A 15,469-nucleotide genomic window follows, 5' to 3' on the forward strand; every position below is an offset into this window, starting at 1 on the left:
GGCAACCGGTAGTCATGAACCGCGGGATGCCGGGTAGCCGATCCGTGTACCGAAAGGGGCGAGTAAGCGAGGCCGCCGGGTTCACTGTGAAGGCGTGGACGGAAGGCGACATCGACGGCAGACGCTTCTGCGAGGGCCCGACCGACCGCGACTCGCGGTCAGTGCCCGGGGTCCGCGCTCCAGCGGCACCGCCGCCCCGCACATGGCGACGGCGCCCAGGGCCGAGCAAGGGAGAACAACATCATGATCATCCTCGGCATCATCCTGCTCATCATCGGGTTCCTCACCGGGATCTCCATCCTGTGGACCCTGGGAATCATCCTCGTGCTCGTCGGGCTCGTGCTCTGGGTCCTGGGCGCCGTGGGTCACGCCGTCGGCGGGCGCCGCCACTACTACTGACGCCTGTCCCGAGTACGCGCCGCGCCCCGTGATCCCCGGGGCGCGGCGTCCGTCACGGGTGGGTGGGGCGGGGCCGTGTACGCGGTCCCCCCACCCGCCCGGCACCAGGGTGCGGGGCGCGGCGTGGGTCGCGGCACGTCGCGGCATGGGCGCCGCAGGAATCGCCCGGATGGGCCGCCTGCAGTGGTCACCGGCGCGCCCGGGGGATTGGTTGTGATATGTCCCCCGACGCCCAGGCGCACTGGAGTATTCGCATGAAATCCGGTTCCTCAGCGCGGAACTGCCCCTTCGACTTCGCCGAAGCCCTCGAATTCGACCCGCAGCTGAAGTACTTCCTGGAGAACGAGCCGATTACCCGCATCAAGCTGCCGCACGGCGAGGGTGAGGCCTGGCTCGTGACGCGGTACGAGGACGTCCGGACGGTGACGACCGATCGGCGCTTCAGCCGCGCGGCCGTCATCGGCAAGGACTTCCCCCGTATGACGCCGGAGCCGATCGTCCAGGACGAGGCCATCAATGTGATGGACCCCCCGGACAGCAGCCGGCTGCGCTCTCTGGTCTCCAAGGGCTTCACCCCCCGGAACGTCGAGCACATGCGCCCCAGCATCGAGCGGGTCGTCGCGGAGCTCCTCGACGGCATGGAGGAGAGCGGCTCGCCGGCCGACCTCGTCGAGCACCTCGCGGCCCCGCTCCCGCTGGCCGCCATCTGCGAGGTGCTCGACATCCCCGACGAGGACAGCTGGGAACTGCGCGGCCACGCCCGCACCCTGATGGACTTCAGCCCCGACAACCGGGACAACGCCGTCCGCTCCAAGGCCTACCTGCGGGAGTACTTCACCAAGCTCACCGCGGAACGGCGCGCCCATCCGGGTGACGACCTGGTCAGCGTGCTGGCCACGGCCCGGGACGGGGACGAGATCCTCAACGACAAGGAACTCGCCGTCATGGCCATGGTCCTGCTCATCACGGGCCAGGACACCACGTCCAACGAGATCGGCAACATCGCCTACACCCTGCTCACCCGCCCGCGCGAGCTGGCCCTGCTGCGCGAGCACCCGGACCGCATCCCGCAGGCCATCGAGGAGATGCTGCGGTACATCCCGTTCCGCAAGGGCGTCGGCATCCCCCGGATCGCCACCGAGGACGTGGAGATGGGCGGCGTGCTCATCCGCGCCGGGGACGTCGTCCACGTGTCCTATCTGACGGCCAACCGCGACCCCGAGAAGTTCGACCGCCCCGACGAACTGGACCTGGACCGCTCCGGGACGCCCCACATGACCTTCGGCTGGGGCGGCCACCACTGCCTGGGCGCGCCCCTGGCGACCATGGAGCTGCAGGTGGCCTTCAGGGAGCTGCTGCGCCGCTTCCCGACCCTGAGGCTGGCCAAGCCGGCCGACGAGGTGCGGTGGAGCGCCACGTCGATCTGGCGCTACCCGGTGGCCCTGCACGTCGCCTGGTGACCCGTCCGTTCTGGCCCCGGCCCCGTTGCGGCCCGTCCGGCCCCGCACCCGCTCGGGTGCGGGGCCGGTTCCGCGCGACGGCCGTGACCGGCCGCGGACGGGGCCTCCTCGGCCTCCTCCCCGTCCCGAGCCCGGGTCGTGCCCCCGTCGCGCTGCCGCCCCGTCGTCCCTCGTGGCGGCGGGTGCGGGCCGCTCCGACATGCGGATGCCGCCCAAGTGACGTACGTTTTCCTGGTGAACGCAAAACTGAACAGGCCATGAATCCACATGGACGGTAGCCGGTCCCCTTTTTGTGAACCGAATTGTGCCGGGACCTTTCTGAAGTCCCCCTGTGGACGCGCTGATGATGGAGCCCGTACCCCCTACCGCATTTTCGTGACAGGTACGGGCCTGCTCCGGAAATCCCGGAGCAGCGCATCACATGGACCATAGCCCGCCGAGGGGCAGGAAATGGAGCCACCCATGGCTGTTCTGTGCAAGCCGGTGATCTCGGTACCAGACAACGTTATCACCTGCGAACAAACGCTCGAGCTGGCACGGCGGCTGCACAAGGACCACCCCCAACTCGACCTGACCCTCCAGCTCATCGAGCACACGGGCGTTCGGAAGCGGCATCTGATCCAGCCGATCGAAGAGGTGCTCAAACATCCGGGCTTCGACGTACGCAGCCAGATCTACGAGGCGGAGTCGAAGGCACGGGTACCTGCCGTCATACGACGGGCCCTCGACGAGGCCGAGTTGGAACCCGACGAGATCGACCTCATCGTGTACGTCTCGTGCACCGGCTTCATGATGCCCTCACTGACCGCGTGGCTCATCAACAAGATGGGCTTCCGCCACGACACCCGTCAACTGCCGATCGCGCAGCTCGGCTGCGCGGCGGGCGGGGCCGCCATCAACCGCGCCCACGACTTCTGCACGGCGTACCCCGAGGCCAACGTCCTCATCGTGGCATGCGAGTTCTGCTCGCTGTGCTACCAGCCCACGGACCTCAGCGTCGGAACTCTCCTGTCCAACGGCCTGTTCGGCGACGGCATCGCTGCCGCCGTCGTGCGCGGCAGCGGCGGCACCGGGATGCGGCTGGAGCGCAACGCCTCCTACCTCATCCCGAACACCGAGGAGTGGATCTCCTACGCGGTGCGCCAGACGGGCTTCCACTTCCAGCTCGACAAGCGGGTGCCCGGAACGATGGAGCCCCTGGCGCCGGTGCTGCGCCAGGTCGCCGAGGACCATTCCTGGAACGCCGCCAAGCTGGACTACTACATCATCCACGCCGGCGGTCCCCGGATCCTCGACGACCTGTGCCGCTTCCTCGGCGTCCCGCCGGAGTCGTTCCGGTTCAGCCGGGCCACGCTGACCGAGTACGGCAACATCGCGAGCGCCGTCGTCCTCGACGCCCTGTACCGGATGTTCGAGGAGGGCTCCGCCCTCGACGGGCACCGCGGCATGCTGGCCGGCTTCGGCCCGGGCATCACCGCGGAGATGGTCCTCGGAACGTGGGTCACCGACGGGCTGGACTCCACGATGACGCCGCAGAACGCCTACGGGGAGTACGACGCCATCACCTGACCAGGGTGGCGGTCCGGGCAGGCCGGTGGCGGGGACACCACGGTGTCACCGTCACCGCCGGCCCGCATCCGCCGCCGGGCGAGGCCCGTTCAGCCCTGTGACGCGGCGGCCGCGCGGCCGCCGCGTCGTCACCGTTCCCAGGGGCCGTCAGGCCGAGACCGTGCCCTGGTGGGCGCTCACGAAGCCCACCACGGCATCCGCGAAGCGCTCGGCCTCCTCGAGGTGACCGAAGTGACCGCTGTCCTCCAGCACGAGCAGCTCCGATCCGGGAATGAGCTTGTGCAGTTCGGTACCCCACCGCACACCGCAGATCACGTCGTGCCGGCCGGCCACCACCAGTGCCGGCACGGTGAGCGCCGACAACTGCTCGCTGTCGTCGAAGCCGCCACTGGGCTCCTGGTGCTCGTCCAGTCCCGAGATGTACGAACCCGTGACCGACGCGCGCAGGGCGGCGAACTCCTCCTCGCGGCCCCAGTAGTCGGCGAGGTAGGAGGGGAGCAGCCCCTTGAGCGCCGCCGTCATCTCCTCGTCGGTGGAGAGTGAGCCGACGGACTGCAGCGCGCCCAGGACCTCCGGCAGGTCGGGGCGGTGCGCGTTCTTCGCGGCGAAGGCCTGCACCTGGGCCATGAGCTCGGCGCCGAACTCGGGGCCGTTGGCCGGGGCGCTGTCGTACAGGACGATCCCGGCGACGCGCTCGGGCCGGTGGATGGCGTGGTACTGCACCACGAACCCGCCGTGCGAGTGGCCCAGCAGGTGCACGCGCGGCACATCGAGGTGGTCGATCAACGCTTCGAGGAACCGGCTGTAGCGCTCCCGGCTGTAGCCGTGCGGGTGTGAGGGCAGACGGCCGGACGCGCCGGTGCCGACGGGCTCCGGGTAGACCATCGTGAGGTGCCGCTCGACCTCGGGCATGCGCATGTACTCCCAGAACACGCCCGGCCCGCCCGAGTGCGCGATGCACACGGGGCCCGTGCCGTGGACGTGGTAGCTCTGGACGATCCCGTCCACCTCGAAGGAGTGGGCGCCGGGGGACAGGGGGTCGGTGACATCGTGGGACATCGGTACTCCACAGCAATGAGCGGGTTTCTGGACACCGACATGACGCGGGGCGGGGCGGAAAGTTCGATCGACCGCGTGTGACACCGATCACGCCCCTGCGGCGAGCGTGCTTTTGTTGCCGGCAGGGGCCGGCAACCCGGCAGGGTCGGCCTGCCCTCCCGGCGCGGAGATGATCCGTGAGGCCCCTGCCGGGGAGCGCCGGCGCGTGCGACGGTCGACACGGAGGGAAAGGCCCGCTGAGGCAGGAAAGGAGCGCGGCCATGGGCGACCGGGCGGTGCTCTGGCGCCGGCGAGCCGCTGCGGCGGCGGTCCGGCGTCCTGGTGGCGTGGACGGGGCGGCGTCCCCGGGCGGCGCGGCACTCCGAGCTCCGGCCCGGCGAGGGCGCGGACACGGCGGCGGCCCGGCGTCCGGTGGACCGCGCCCGACGGCTCCCCCCGGACCGGGGAGGCCCACGTGGAGCCGGGCGGCCGCGCCGGCTCCCGCACGACCGTCCGGCCGGACGCCGAAGGCCGCCTGTCGGCAGAAGCGGTTCACCCCCGCGCAGGCCGCGGCCCAGGGCGTGGTCCGCGGCACGGTCGCGGCGGCGGACGCCTGTGCGCTCGTCCCCGCCGAACGCCGGGACGCCCGTCGCCGGATCGACCGACGCCGTGCCGGGGCGTGGAGTCGCGAGTGGGCGCGGACCCGGCCCCCTCGCGGGGCCGCCGCGGAGCTGAGGGTGCAGGCGCACCCGGATGGGCGTACGGGACCGGGATGTCGCGGCGCTCCCGGGTGAGGCTGGAAGCGGACGAGTGGCAGGGGGACGAGGAGGCTTCGTGAACGGCTTGGTGGTCGTGGGAGCGGACGGCTCGGCCTCGGGTCTCGCCGCCGTGGAGGCGGCGGCCAGGGAGGCCCAGTGGCGCGGCGCGGGACTCCGTGTGGTGCACGCCTTCTTGTGGCCCGCGTTGCACGTGCCCCTGGGGCCCTCGGAGCTCGGACCGCCCGAGGGAGGCCTGCGGAACGCCGCGCGGCGCTTGGTGGCGGAGGCCGTGGAACGCGCCAGGAGCACGGCGCCGGACATCGACGTCACCCACGCCGTGGTGACGGGGGAGCCCCTCACGGTGCTGGAGGCCCAGTCGCGCACTGCGGAACTGGTGGTCGTGGGGTCCCGCGGCGTGGGTGGTTTCGTCGGCCTGCTGCTGGGCTCGACGGCCGTCCACCTCGCCGCGCACGGCCACTGCCCGGTGATGGTGGTGCGCGAGCCCGGAGGTGACGGACCGGTCCTGCTGGGCGTCGACGGTTCCCCGGCCGGGGCCGCCGCGGTCGACTTCGCCTTCGCCGAGGTCGAGTTGCGTGGCGCGGAACTCCTCGCCCTGCATGCCTGGACGCCCTGGAACACGCCGGTGCCCCCACCGCCGCCGGCTCCGGCCCTGCCCTACGCGGGCAAGCCCGGCGAACTGGCGGACACCGAGGAGTGCCTGGTGGCGGAGGCCATTGCGGGACGGCGTGAGCGCCATCCCGGGGTGGTGGTCCGGACGAAGGCGGTACGCGGCAGAACGCGCGAGACCCTCATCGAGGCGAGCCGGACCGCCCAACTCCTCGTGGTCGGCGCACGGGGCCGAGGCGGCTTCACCGGACTGCTGCTCGGCTCCGTCAGCCAGGCGCTGCTCCACCACGCCCACTGCCCGGTCACCGTGGTACGCGGCTCCGTCGCAGGGCGGTGACGGCGGAGCCCGCACCGCGCAGCGGGACCGGCCGGCGGGCCCCACCGGAACGCGGCGCGCGGGACTCCCCACACCTCGGTGCTGCGACCGGTATGACTGGCTTTGTCATGGAAGTCACGAGTGGGGATGGACGATCGGGAGGGAGCCGAACGGGGGTGTGCACCGCTGACCGACGGCGGAAGGGCACCGGGGACACGCCCGGGCGGCGATCCGGACGCCGGCCTGATCCCACGGGCCGTCGTCCCGGCCGGAGGACGTCCCGACGTGGAGCCGGGCACTTCGCGGGCCATGGCGTACGCCTGGTGGGCGTGCGGGTGCGCGCAGCGGTGCCCGGCGGTGTCCGGCGGTGTCATGAGCGGCCACGGTTTGCCTGCGCCGAGGATGCGTCGCCCTCCGCCGCCGCGCGAGCCACCGCCCCGTAGGCTTGATCAGACGGCGTGCCCAGGGGCCTGCCGTCGCCCACGGACCGGCAGGCCCCTCGGCCTGCCCCGACGGCTCCGGCCAGGGGCCGCCGACGGGGCCGGGGGCGCGCACAGCCCATGCCTTCGCCCTGGTCGCCAGGAGGAACACCATGTCCCTTACGATCACCGCCGGTCTCGACGGATCGCCCGAGAGCCGGGCCGCCGCGGACTGGGCCGCCCGCGAGGCGCTCCGCCGCCGGCTGCCGTTGCGGCTCGTGCACGTCCAGGAAGGGCAGCAGTACAGCTCCGTCTACGCGCCGCTGGCCGGGATGGTGACAGCCGTGGACCCCGAGGCCCAGCGGCAGTGGGCCGAGTCCGTGGTGCGTGAGGCGGTCGCCGAACTCGCCGCGCACCACCCGGGCCTGGAGGTCTCCTCAGAGGTCGTGAGCGGACAGCCCGCGGCGGTCCTCGCGGCCGTCGCCGAGGAGTCGGAGCTGCTGGTGCTCGGCTCCCGCGGCCTCGGCGCCCTCGCCGGTTTCCTCGTCGGCTCCGTGGCCTCCGCGACCGTCGCCCAGGCCGTACGGCCGGTCGTGCTCGTACGGGCCGGTCAGAAGGGCGACGACGAGCACCGCCCGGACCTCGACGGGCTGGTCTCGCGGTACACGCCCTTCCGCGACGTGGTGCTCGGCCTCGACCTGGCCCGCCCGCACGACGACCTTCTGGCCTTCGCCTTCGAGGCCGCCGTGCTGCGCGGGAGCGCCCTGCGCGTCGTCCACGGCTGGAAGCTGCCCGCCTCATACGGCTACAACCCCGCCGCGCTCGCCCTCGACCTCGAGCACGAGCTGACCGGGGCCCAGGCGGACGCCCTGACGCAGGCGCTGGCGCCGTGGCGGGCCAGGTACCCCGCCGTCGAGGTCGTGGAGCTCTCCCTGGCCGGCGGGGCCGCGCACCACCTGGTCGAGGCGGCGGCGGACGCCTCTCTGATCGTCGTCGGCCGCCGTGTCCGGCACGCGGCCGCCGGGCCGCACATCGGCCCGGTGACGCACGCGGTGCTGCACCACGCCAAGGCGCCCGTTGGGGTCATCCCGCACGAGTGACCCGCGCGCGTGCTCAGGGGACGGGGCGTCCCTCCGTGCGCCACCCGCTGACGGTTCGTCGACCACGGACCCGGCGGCTCCGCGGAGCCGGTCGCCGGGCTGCCGCGGCCCGGCACGCGCGCAGCGACGCCGCTGGCCACCTCACCGCTGCCCGACCGGTCCTGGCCCAGCTGACGAAACGGTTCCGGCGCGGACCGGCGGCCCTGACCCGCACCGGCTCCTGTGGTGCCCCCACGCGTTCGTGACCGGGCCCTTCCAGCGGCATGGCGGCTGCCGTACTCGGTCGGCACGACCATCACCGACGCCATCCACCCCGCGGTACTGCCGGTCCCGGCCACCGCGTCGACACCGGCCGTACAACTCCGGGACGGTAGGTGGGCGTGCGGGTCGAACTGCGCCGCGAGCCGGTGTCGGTGACGCAGAGCCGCCGGGTTCGGTGGTGCGGTCCGCGGCGATGTTCGAGCCGTCGACCCGGTTGCGCTCGACCCGCCCGTTGTCAGTCCAAGGGGGCGAACACCGTCGCGTACAGGATGACGAAACCCACGCAGACGAGCACCACGACGCCCAAGAAGATGAGCAACCCCATCGCCAGGCCGAGGGTGAGCCCCGGCCGCGGCTGCTGGGCGGTGGCCAGCTGGGGTCGGTCGGGCGCGTAGTGCTCGTCCTCGGAGGGAGACGCGTCGGGGTCATAGGCGTCGGCCCACTCCCCGCTCCAGCGCGCGAGGAAGGACCGCCAGTCGAAGTCGGTGTCCGTCACCCACGATCGTGACATCGGGCACTGACATCGATGCTGACACCCGGGTTCCGGCGGTCGTGACTCGGGCACTGACCGGCACCCTGCCGGGCTGTCTTCGCGCTGTCCTGTCCGTCCGCCGGAGCTCGTTCCCATGGCTCTGGCCGGGCGGCACACGACCTGACAGAAAGCCCCGTCGCGGCCGTAGCGCGTACCGCAGGTCGAGCGGATCGTGTCCGCGTCAGGTACCTCGTCCTGGTGAGAAGCCCTCCCCATGCCCGCCACCGGCCCGACGGCGTCCGGAGGGACCGCCGCGTGAACGCTCACCGGTCTGCGCCCTCCGTCCCTCCCCGCGTCCCGGAGAACTCGGCACGCACCGCGTCCGTGTGCGCCCCAAGCGCCGGTACCGCCCCCATCGGCGCCTCCCGGCCGTGCACCGTCACCGGCGGCAGCAGCCCGCGCAGCGGTCCGGACGGCGTGTCGAACTCCCGCCACCTGTCGCGTGCTTCGAGCTGCGGATGGGCCGCGAACTCCGCGACCGACCGCAGCCGCGCGTTCGCGATCCCGGCGCCGTCCAGACGCTCCAGGACCTCGTCCGCCGCGAAGCCGGCGAAATGCTCCTCGATGAGCGCGGTGAGCTCGTCGTCATGGACGTGGCGCAGCGGATTGTCCGCGAACCGCGGGTCGCGGACCAGATCGGGCCGCTCCAGGACCTTCTCGCACAGGGCGACCCAGTCCCGGTCGCTCTGCACGCAGACGAAGACCTCCCCGCCGTCCCCCGCGCGGTAAGGGCCGTACGGCGAGATCGAGGGATGCCGGGCCCCGCTTCGGGCCAGCGGCGCGCTCCCGTACAGGTCGTGGAAGAGCGGCTGTCCCAGCCACTCGCCGAGCGCGTCGAGCATCGCCACGTCGAAGGCGCTGCCCTCGCCGGTGCGCTCGCGCTCGTAGAGCGCGGTCAGGACACCGGTGTACGCGTACATCCCGGCCGCGATGTCCGCGACGGAGATCCCGGCCCGCGCCGGGCTCCGCGGCGTGCCGGTGAGCGACACCAGCCCCGACTCGCACTGCACCAGAAGGTCGAACGCCTTCTTCGCGGCGTAGGGGCCGTGGTCGCCGTAGCCCGACACTCCGCACCAGATCAGCCGCGGATGCCGTGCGCGCAGCGCCGGCGCGCCCAGGCCCAGCCGCTCCGCCGCGCCGGGAACCAGGTTCTGCACGAAGACGTCGGCCTCGGCCAGGATCCGGTCGAGCAGCGCGCGGTCCGCGTCCTGCTTGAGGTCCAGCACCACGCTCTCCTTGCCGCGGTTGCACCAGACGAAGTACGCGGACTGCCCCCGGGCGGCCCGGTCGTACTCCCGCGCGAAGTCGCCGCCCGGTCGCTCGACTTTGATCACCCGGGCGCCGAGGTCCGCGAGCTGACGTGTGGCGAACGGTGCGGCGACGGCCTGCTCCAGCGAGACGACGGTGACCCCCTCCAGCGGCTGCCGCTGCGTCCGATGCCCTGACGGCCGCGGTGCGTGCTGTGGTGCGTGCTGTGACTGCTGCCGGCGCTGCTGCACGGTCGCGCTCCTTCTCTGCGTTCGTCGGGAAACACCTCGGGTCCACGGCTGCGCCCGCCCCGGCGCCGGACCACCGGCACGGCCCGGTGGGACGAGGCCACGTCGCACGCCACGTGGCCCGTGGACGCAACCCACCCCTCCCGGGCCACACAGCGGGCCGCGCCCCGCGCCCACGCCTCACCGCGCCGCGGCACGAACCGGACTGCTAGAATCATCGCGTTGGCCTTCGGCGCCCCAAAGGGTGCGCGCGGAGGCTTTTTTCATGCCTTCTGACACATCCACACCCCACACGCTTCCCGCCGGCGGTTACCGTGACCTGCTCCGCAACCGCGAGTTCGCCGGGTTGTACGCCGGTTTCATCCTGACGGTCGAGGCCGGCACCTTGTCGGGCTTCGCGCTCGGCACGCTGGTGGACCGCCAGACCCAGTCCCCCTTCCTGACAGCCGTGAGCATGTACGGTGCGACCTTTGCGACGGTGCTCGGTGCGCTGACGTTGATGTCGGTCGCCGACGGGAACCGTCCGCGCCGGACCCTCGTCTCGCTCCACTGCCTCTCGCTCGTGGGCGTCAGCGCGCAGGCCGTACCGGGGCTGCCGCTGACCGCCCGCTTCGGACTGCTCCTGCTGCTGGGGTTCTTCCAGTCCCTGTCGACCGGGACGCGGATGGGGCTGCTCGCCGAGGTGGTGCCGAGCTCCGCCTACGTGCTCGCCCGTTCCCTGATGAATACTACCTCGGGCGGCGCGGCCATCCTCGGCTACGCCCTCGGCGCCGTGCTCCTGCGCCGTCTCAGCCCGCAGGAGGTCTTCGCCGCCGCGGCTGTCCTGACGGGCGCCGGACTGGTCGCGGTGGCGGCGACCGTCCGGGAACGCTCGATCCGGCTGACCCGCCGCCCCGGACTGCGCCAGACCTGGACGGCGAACGCCGCGCTCTTCTCCCACTCCGGCCGGCGCGCACTGCTGCTCAACCTGTGGGTGCCCAACGGCCTGGTCGTCGGCTGCGAGGCCCTTTTCATCTCCTACGCCCCGGAACACGCGGGCGCTTTCCTGGCCGCCGGATCAGCGGGCATGCTCCTGGGCGACCTGGCCGTCGGGCGAGTGCTCACCGCCGACCAGCGACGCCGCTGGGCGTTCGCCCTGCGACTGCTGCTCGCCGTCCCCTACCTGCTGTTCGCGTTCCACCCGCCCGTGCCGGCGGGGGCCGCCGCTGTGTTCGTCGCGGGGGCCGGCTTCGCGGCCACCCTGCCCCTCCAGGAGCAGCTTCTCGCGTTGACCCCCGATCCGGTCCGCGGTCAGGTGCAGGGCGTCGAGTCCGCCGGGCGGATGACGTGGCAGGGCATCGGGGCCGCCCTCGCGGGTGGCGCCGCCCAGTACCTCACCCCCGGCACGGCCATCACCGCGATGGCCGCGCTCTCCGTCGCCGTCACCGTCCTCTCCCGGCCTTTCGTCGTCCGGGCCCGAGCCGTCCTGGTCGTGCGGGCCGACGTGCCTGCCCCACCTCGGCCGGCGCGTCGGCGGGGCGCGAGTTGACAGTTCGGCATGTCTGCGGCGTCGAGTTGACGGGGACGCCGTTGCGGTGGTGCCGCTCCAGCGGTCCTGCGGGACGGCCGTGCCGGTGCCGCCGCCCCGCAGCCGCGGTGGCTCCCGATCAGGGGACGACGGCGTCCACGCAGCCTCCGTCGACGCGCACGGCTCCGCCGGTGGTCCTTTCGTCGTCCGGGCCCGAGCCGTCCTGGTCGTGCGGGCCGACGTGCCTGCCCCACCTCGGCCGGCGCGTCGGCAGGGCGCGAGTTGACAGTTCGGCATGTCTGCGGCGTCGAGCTGACGGGGACGCCGTCGCGGTGGTGCCGCTCCAGCGGTCCTGCGGGACGGCCGTGCCGGTGCCGCCGCCCCGCAGCCGCGGTTGCCCCCGGTCAGGGGACGACGGCGTCCACGCAGCCTCCGTCGACGCGCACGGCTCCGCCGGTGGTGGCCGAGGACAGGTCGGAGCTGAGGTACACCACCATGTGGGCGATCTCCGCGGGCTCGATGAGGCGTTGCAGCAGTGACTGCGGGCGGTGCTCGCGCATGAAGACGCGCTCCGCCTCCTCCCAGGGCAGCTCGCCGCCCACCAGCCCCTGCACGAACTCCTCCACGCCGGCGGTCCGGGTGGGGCCGACCAGCACCGAGTTCACCGTGACCCCCGATCCGGCGGCCTTCTTGGCGAAGCCGCGGCCGAGGGCGAGCATCGCGGTCTTCGTCATGCCGTACTGCACCATCTCCACGGGGATCGCGACGCCGGACTCGCTGGAGATGTACAGGACGCGGCCCCAGTCCCGTTCCAGCATCCCGGGCATGTACATCCGCGTGAGGCGCACCGCGGACAGCACATTGACGTCGAAGTAGCGGCGCCACTCGGCGTCGTCGATCTCGAACGCGTCCTTGGCCCCGAACACGCCGAGGTTGTTGACGAGGATGTCGACCTCCGGCGCGGCATCGCGGGCCCGTTCGGCGCCCTCCGCTGTGGCCACATCGGCCGCGACGGCGACGAACTCGCCGTCCGGCACCTCGTCCCGCAGTTGTGCGACGGCCCGCTCCACCCGCTCGGCGGCGCGGCCGTTGACGCACACCCGCGCACCCGCCCCTGCGAGCCCGGCCGCGATGGCCGCTCCGATGCCCTGTGTCGATGCCGTCACCAAGGCGGTCCGTCCGCTGAGGTCGATGCGCATGTCAGCTCCCTGGGGAGAACCGTCGACGATCACGGCAGCACGAGGTGCTCCTCCCAGTCTCCGCCAGGCGGTATCCCGTCGCTCGGCGAGGGGCGGTGGCATGACGGTACGGCGTCGCGGCGGCGGGGCGTGGCGGGACGGCCGCCGTCAGGCGCTGACGGCAGCGGCACGCCGTTCGCGAAGGAAGCGGTGGAGGACCCAGCCGGCTCCTGTCGCCGAGGGGATCGGGGCTCCGAGCGCCGTGCACGGCGACGACAGCGCGTTGACGAGCGAGGTGACCGCCCCGATGACGGCACCCACCACCAGGGCCCCATGATCGGCATCGCCGAAGGCGAAGACGCGTTCACCGTGCGGTGGTCCGGCGATCACCGCGCCCTCACGGATCAGCCGGCGGCGGCCTTGCGCAGGATCGCGAAGACCGCGCGGGCGTTGCTGCCGTCCGGTTGCCGCCAGCCGGCGGCGACGTGACCGAGCGCTTCCTCCGTGGCGCTGCCGGCGGAGTCGGGACGCAGCGCTCGAGCCACCCGGAGGACCAGGCGGCCGGCCGGGCCGGCGTCGACGCTGACGTCGGTCGTCGCCTCCGGGCCGCCGGTGACGGACCCGGCGCCCGACACCGCCGCGTCCACCGGCCCCGCGTAGTGGCGGCCGACGGTCGGGTCGGGCGTGTCGCTCACGCTCTGCGCCTGTGCCTCGGCCTCGCCGCGCATCAGAGCGACCAACTGGGTGACGACGACGGGGTCGTGGGCGCCGTCGTAGATCCAGCGCCGGCCCAACACCCCGTGCTGCGCGGTGCCGATGAGGGCGTCCTCTGCCCCGGACAGCGGCGCGTCGCGGTAGGCCATGGGCACGTGATAGGCGGCGCCGTCCTGGTCGGTGACCACCATGAACTCCACGCCGACCGCGCCCAGGGGGTCGTCGAGGCGGAAGCCGCCGGCCTTCGAGAGTTCCGGCCGTCCCGCGCCGGCGTACCAGGGCTGCCGGGGGAGCCATTCGGTGAGCAGTTCCAGCTTGGTCGGCGTGAGCGTCGTGCGGTGGATCAGCGACATGGCCGGTTGAGCCTCCCCTGAGTGCGCAGCTGAGCGTGCGCTGAAGACGGTCGAGGACGTGTGAGATACATCGTTTCATCCGGGTCCGACACGCGGGCCCGGCAGGGCGGCGATCCATGTCCGCGCCGCCATACACACGTAAGGTGCCCGTATGGCGAAGCAGAAGGTCACCATCACCCTCGACGAGGACACCGTCGCCGCGGTCGACAGGCTGGCCGGCGGCTCCGGCGGCAACCGGTCGGCGTTCATCGAGGCGGCCGTCACCGAACGGCTCCAGCGCACCGAGCGTGCCCTGCGCGCCGTGGACTGGCTCGCCGCCCGGGCCCGCCAGGAGCACCCCGGCGAGTGGGAGGCCGCCCTGGAGGCCGTCGCCTCCGCCGACGCGCGGCGCGGCTTCGAGACCGCCCCGCCGGCCGACCCGGGTCAGGCGGCGTGAGCGGCGGCTACATCCTCGACCACACGGCCGTCCGGGCGCTGGCCCTGGGGCAGCCGTACATGGTCGCCCGGGTCAACCGCTCGGCGCAGACCGCGGTGCCGCTGTACGTCCCGGCGGTCCCCTTCGCGCAGGGCCTGACCGAGTCGGTCCTCGGTGAGGTGTACGAACGCCTCCAGGACGCGCTGGCCGCCCCGTGCTTCGTCTTCCGGGCGCTCGGCGAGGCCACCTCCTGGTCCGTGGCGCAGATCGCCCACGAACGCGGGACGGACCTCGCCACCGCCCACGCCGCGCACCTCGCGCTCTCCACGGGCCTGCCCGTTCTCACCCAGCAGCCCGACGCCTACAAGCGCGTGGACGCCCGGATCGACACCGAGCAGGTCGTCTGACGCCGCCCCGGCCCTTCAGCGTTCGACGAGCGCGGCCGCGGCCTCCACGTGCGCTGGCAGCCTCTGGCGGTCGCGGAGGGCGGCGGGCAGACGGGTGAGCAGGCCGCCGAGCGCGTCACGCGCCACGGTGTCGCCCGCCGCGTCCGCCGCCAGCGCCCAGGTGCGCCGCAGAGCCACGGGCAGAGGACGGCGGAGCCAGGCGGTGAGCACCTCGTTGCGGCGCTGCACACTGCGCCGCCCCGGACGCGGATCCGGGGACGGCTGGTGCACCGACAGGACCTCGGGGCAGTAGCAGCACGACCAGCCGCGAGCCGCCAAATCGTAGGCGAGGAGCACCTCCTCGCCGCCGACGAAGAGCAGCGGATGGTAGCCCCCCGCGGCGAGGTAGGCGGTCCGGCGGACGACGGCGGCGCAGGCCAGGAAGCCCATGATCTGCGGGCCGGGGAGGTCGGGGGCGCGGCCGAGCGGCGAGCGGGCCAGCACCTCGTGGAGGGGGTCGTACCCGCCTCGTGCTCCGACCCGCGTTCGCGCGGCGAGCAGGCCCATCCGGGGGTGGGCGGCCAGGAGGTCGCGGGCGGCGTACAGCGCGCCGGGCGCCCACCAGGAGTCGTCGTCGCTGAAGGCCACATAGGGGGTGCGGGCCTGCCGGACCCCCAGCGTGCGGCCGCACGCGCCGAGGTTGGCCCCCGCCGGTACCACCCGCACCTGGGGGAACGCCTCGGCCACCGCGTCCGCGCTGCCGTCCTCGGACGCGTTGTCGACGACGATGACCGGCGGCCGTTCCGGGAGTGAGGTCAGGCGGCCGAGCGTCTCGAGCAGTTCCCTGCGCCGGTTGTGCGTGATCGTGACGACAGTGGTCAGGCAGTCCACGCTCATGTGCGGCTCCTCCGCCGTCCGGGGACGGCCGCCGACAGACCCGG

General features: G+C 73.1%; 16 protein-coding genes and 1 pseudogene. 10 read left to right on the plus strand and 7 right to left on the minus strand.

Translation table 11 applies throughout. The features are described 5' to 3' along the window. Nucleotides 1–243: 243 nt before the first annotated feature. From AC3ET4_RS13440 to AC3ET4_RS13450, 3 genes are all read left to right on the plus strand, one after another. Nucleotides 244–399, plus strand: coding sequence for a DUF6131 family protein (locus AC3ET4_RS13440; protein WP_431948962.1), 156 nt, complete (start codon nt 244–246; stop codon nt 397–399). Nucleotides 400–653: 254 nt separating this feature from the next. After that, nucleotides 654–1,859: a cytochrome P450 gene (locus AC3ET4_RS13445; RefSeq protein ID WP_431948963.1), complete on the plus strand. Its 1,206-nt coding sequence runs from the start codon at nt 654–656 to the stop codon at nt 1,857–1,859. 462 nt (nt 1,860–2,321) lie between these two features. Further along, nucleotides 2,322–3,428, plus strand: coding sequence for a type III polyketide synthase (locus tag AC3ET4_RS13450; protein ID WP_431948964.1), 1,107 nt, complete (start codon nt 2,322–2,324; stop codon nt 3,426–3,428). 147 nt (nt 3,429–3,575) lie between these two features. On the opposite strand, the gene AC3ET4_RS13455 is transcribed toward AC3ET4_RS13450, so the two are convergent. Further along, nucleotides 3,576–4,487, minus strand: a complete 912-nt coding sequence (locus tag AC3ET4_RS13455) for an alpha/beta fold hydrolase (RefSeq protein WP_431948965.1) — start codon at nt 4,485–4,487, stop codon at nt 3,576–3,578. Between the two features lie 169 nt (nt 4,488–4,656). Between AC3ET4_RS13455 and AC3ET4_RS13460 the strand changes: the two genes are divergently transcribed. From AC3ET4_RS13460 to AC3ET4_RS13475, 4 genes and pseudogenes are all read left to right on the plus strand, one after another. Next, nucleotides 4,657–5,304: a hypothetical protein gene (locus tag AC3ET4_RS13460; RefSeq protein WP_488175937.1), complete on the plus strand. Its 648-nt coding sequence runs from the start codon at nt 4,657–4,659 to the stop codon at nt 5,302–5,304. Beyond that, nucleotides 5,301–6,188, plus strand: a complete 888-nt coding sequence (locus tag AC3ET4_RS13465; RefSeq protein WP_431948966.1) for a universal stress protein — start codon at nt 5,301–5,303, stop codon at nt 6,186–6,188. The genes AC3ET4_RS13460 and AC3ET4_RS13465 overlap by 4 nt, the downstream gene beginning before the upstream one ends. 571 nt (nt 6,189–6,759) lie before the next feature. Beyond that, a complete protein-coding gene (locus AC3ET4_RS13470) occupies nt 6,760–7,686 on the plus strand; it encodes a universal stress protein (protein WP_431948967.1) in 927 nt (308 codons plus the stop codon). Between the two features lie 41 nt (nt 7,687–7,727). Continuing rightward, a pseudogene (locus AC3ET4_RS13475) lies at nt 7,728–8,064 on the plus strand (IS1380 family transposase); the annotation flags it as partial. 118 nt (nt 8,065–8,182) lie between these two features. Here the strand turns inward: AC3ET4_RS13475 and AC3ET4_RS13480 are convergent. Next, nucleotides 8,183–8,443 carry a hypothetical protein gene (locus AC3ET4_RS13480; RefSeq protein WP_431948968.1) on the minus strand — a complete coding sequence of 87 codons (261 nt, stop codon included), beginning with the start codon at nt 8,441–8,443 and terminating at the stop codon, nt 8,183–8,185. 299 nt (nt 8,444–8,742) lie between these two features. After that, nucleotides 8,743–9,897: a CaiB/BaiF CoA transferase family protein gene (locus tag AC3ET4_RS13485; protein WP_431949012.1), complete on the minus strand. Its 1,155-nt coding sequence runs from the start codon at nt 9,895–9,897 to the stop codon at nt 8,743–8,745. Nucleotides 9,898–10,240: 343 nt separating this feature from the next. Between AC3ET4_RS13485 and AC3ET4_RS13490 the strand changes: the two genes are divergently transcribed. Next, complete coding sequence (locus AC3ET4_RS13490; RefSeq protein ID WP_431948969.1) at nt 10,241–11,503, plus strand: MFS transporter; 1,263 nt, start codon at nt 10,241–10,243, stop codon at nt 11,501–11,503. 383 nt (nt 11,504–11,886) lie between these two features. Here the strand turns inward: AC3ET4_RS13490 and AC3ET4_RS13495 are convergent, their stop codons facing one another. The 3 genes from AC3ET4_RS13495 to AC3ET4_RS13505 all read right to left on the minus strand — a co-directional run bounded on the left by AC3ET4_RS13495 (nt 11,887) and on the right by AC3ET4_RS13505 (nt 13,727). Beyond that, nucleotides 11,887–12,681 (minus strand): SDR family NAD(P)-dependent oxidoreductase, encoded by a 795-nt coding sequence (locus AC3ET4_RS13495; RefSeq protein ID WP_431948970.1) that lies wholly within the window; start codon nt 12,679–12,681, stop codon nt 11,887–11,889. Nucleotides 12,682–12,828: 147 nt separating this feature from the next. Beyond that, nucleotides 12,829–13,050, minus strand: a complete 222-nt coding sequence (locus tag AC3ET4_RS13500; protein WP_431948971.1) for a hypothetical protein — start codon at nt 13,048–13,050, stop codon at nt 12,829–12,831. A gap of 14 nt (nt 13,051–13,064) precedes the next feature. Further along, nucleotides 13,065–13,727 carry a maltokinase N-terminal cap-like domain-containing protein gene (locus AC3ET4_RS13505; RefSeq protein WP_431948972.1) on the minus strand — a complete coding sequence of 221 codons (663 nt, stop codon included), beginning with the start codon at nt 13,725–13,727 and terminating at the stop codon, nt 13,065–13,067. 151 nt (nt 13,728–13,878) lie between these two features. Here AC3ET4_RS13505 and AC3ET4_RS13510 point away from each other — a divergent pair, with 151 nt between their 5' ends. Together AC3ET4_RS13510 and AC3ET4_RS13515 are read left to right on the plus strand one after the other, a co-directional pair. Next, nucleotides 13,879–14,163, plus strand: a complete 285-nt coding sequence (locus AC3ET4_RS13510) for a ribbon-helix-helix domain-containing protein (protein ID WP_431948973.1) — start codon at nt 13,879–13,881, stop codon at nt 14,161–14,163. Continuing rightward, nucleotides 14,160–14,549 carry a hypothetical protein gene (locus AC3ET4_RS13515; RefSeq protein ID WP_431948974.1) on the plus strand — a complete coding sequence of 130 codons (390 nt, stop codon included), beginning with the start codon at nt 14,160–14,162 and terminating at the stop codon, nt 14,547–14,549. The genes AC3ET4_RS13510 and AC3ET4_RS13515 overlap by 4 nt, the downstream gene beginning before the upstream one ends. 15 nt (nt 14,550–14,564) lie before the next feature. On the opposite strand, the gene AC3ET4_RS13520 is transcribed toward AC3ET4_RS13515, so the two are convergent. Next, the gene (locus AC3ET4_RS13520) at nt 14,565–15,425 is read right to left on the minus strand and encodes a glycosyltransferase family 2 protein (RefSeq protein ID WP_431948975.1); all 861 of its coding nucleotides are present in this window, start codon (nt 15,423–15,425) and stop codon (nt 14,565–14,567) included. Nucleotides 15,426–15,469: the final 44 nt, after the last annotated feature.

It is taken from the genome of Actinacidiphila sp. bgisy167, from assembly GCF_057707665.1.

Bases quoted from the DNA above. Each gene is read 5' to 3' on its own strand.
- AC3ET4_RS13440 (WP_431948962.1), top strand. From the start codon at position 244: ATGATCATCCTCGGCATCATCCTGCTCATCATCGGGTTCCTCACCGGG.
- AC3ET4_RS13445 (WP_431948963.1), top strand. From the start codon at position 654: ATGAAATCCGGTTCCTCAGCGCGGAACTGCCCCTTCGACTTCGCCGAA.
- AC3ET4_RS13450 (WP_431948964.1), top strand. From the start codon at position 2,322: ATGGCTGTTCTGTGCAAGCCGGTGATCTCGGTACCAGACAACGTTATC.
- AC3ET4_RS13455 (WP_431948965.1), bottom strand. From the start codon at position 4,487: ATGTCCCACGATGTCACCGACCCCCTGTCCCCCGGCGCCCACTCCTTC.
- AC3ET4_RS13460 (WP_488175937.1), top strand. From the start codon at position 4,657: ATGATCCGTGAGGCCCCTGCCGGGGAGCGCCGGCGCGTGCGACGGTCG.
- AC3ET4_RS13470 (WP_431948967.1), top strand. From the start codon at position 6,760: ATGTCCCTTACGATCACCGCCGGTCTCGACGGATCGCCCGAGAGCCGG.
- AC3ET4_RS13490 (WP_431948969.1), top strand. From the start codon at position 10,241: ATGCCTTCTGACACATCCACACCCCACACGCTTCCCGCCGGCGGTTAC.
- AC3ET4_RS13495 (WP_431948970.1), bottom strand. From the start codon at position 12,681: ATGCGCATCGACCTCAGCGGACGGACCGCCTTGGTGACGGCATCGACA.
- AC3ET4_RS13505 (WP_431948972.1), bottom strand. From the start codon at position 13,727: ATGTCGCTGATCCACCGCACGACGCTCACGCCGACCAAGCTGGAACTG.
- AC3ET4_RS13510 (WP_431948973.1), top strand. From the start codon at position 13,879: ATGGCGAAGCAGAAGGTCACCATCACCCTCGACGAGGACACCGTCGCC.
- AC3ET4_RS13520 (WP_431948975.1), bottom strand. From the start codon at position 15,425: ATGAGCGTGGACTGCCTGACCACTGTCGTCACGATCACGCACAACCGG.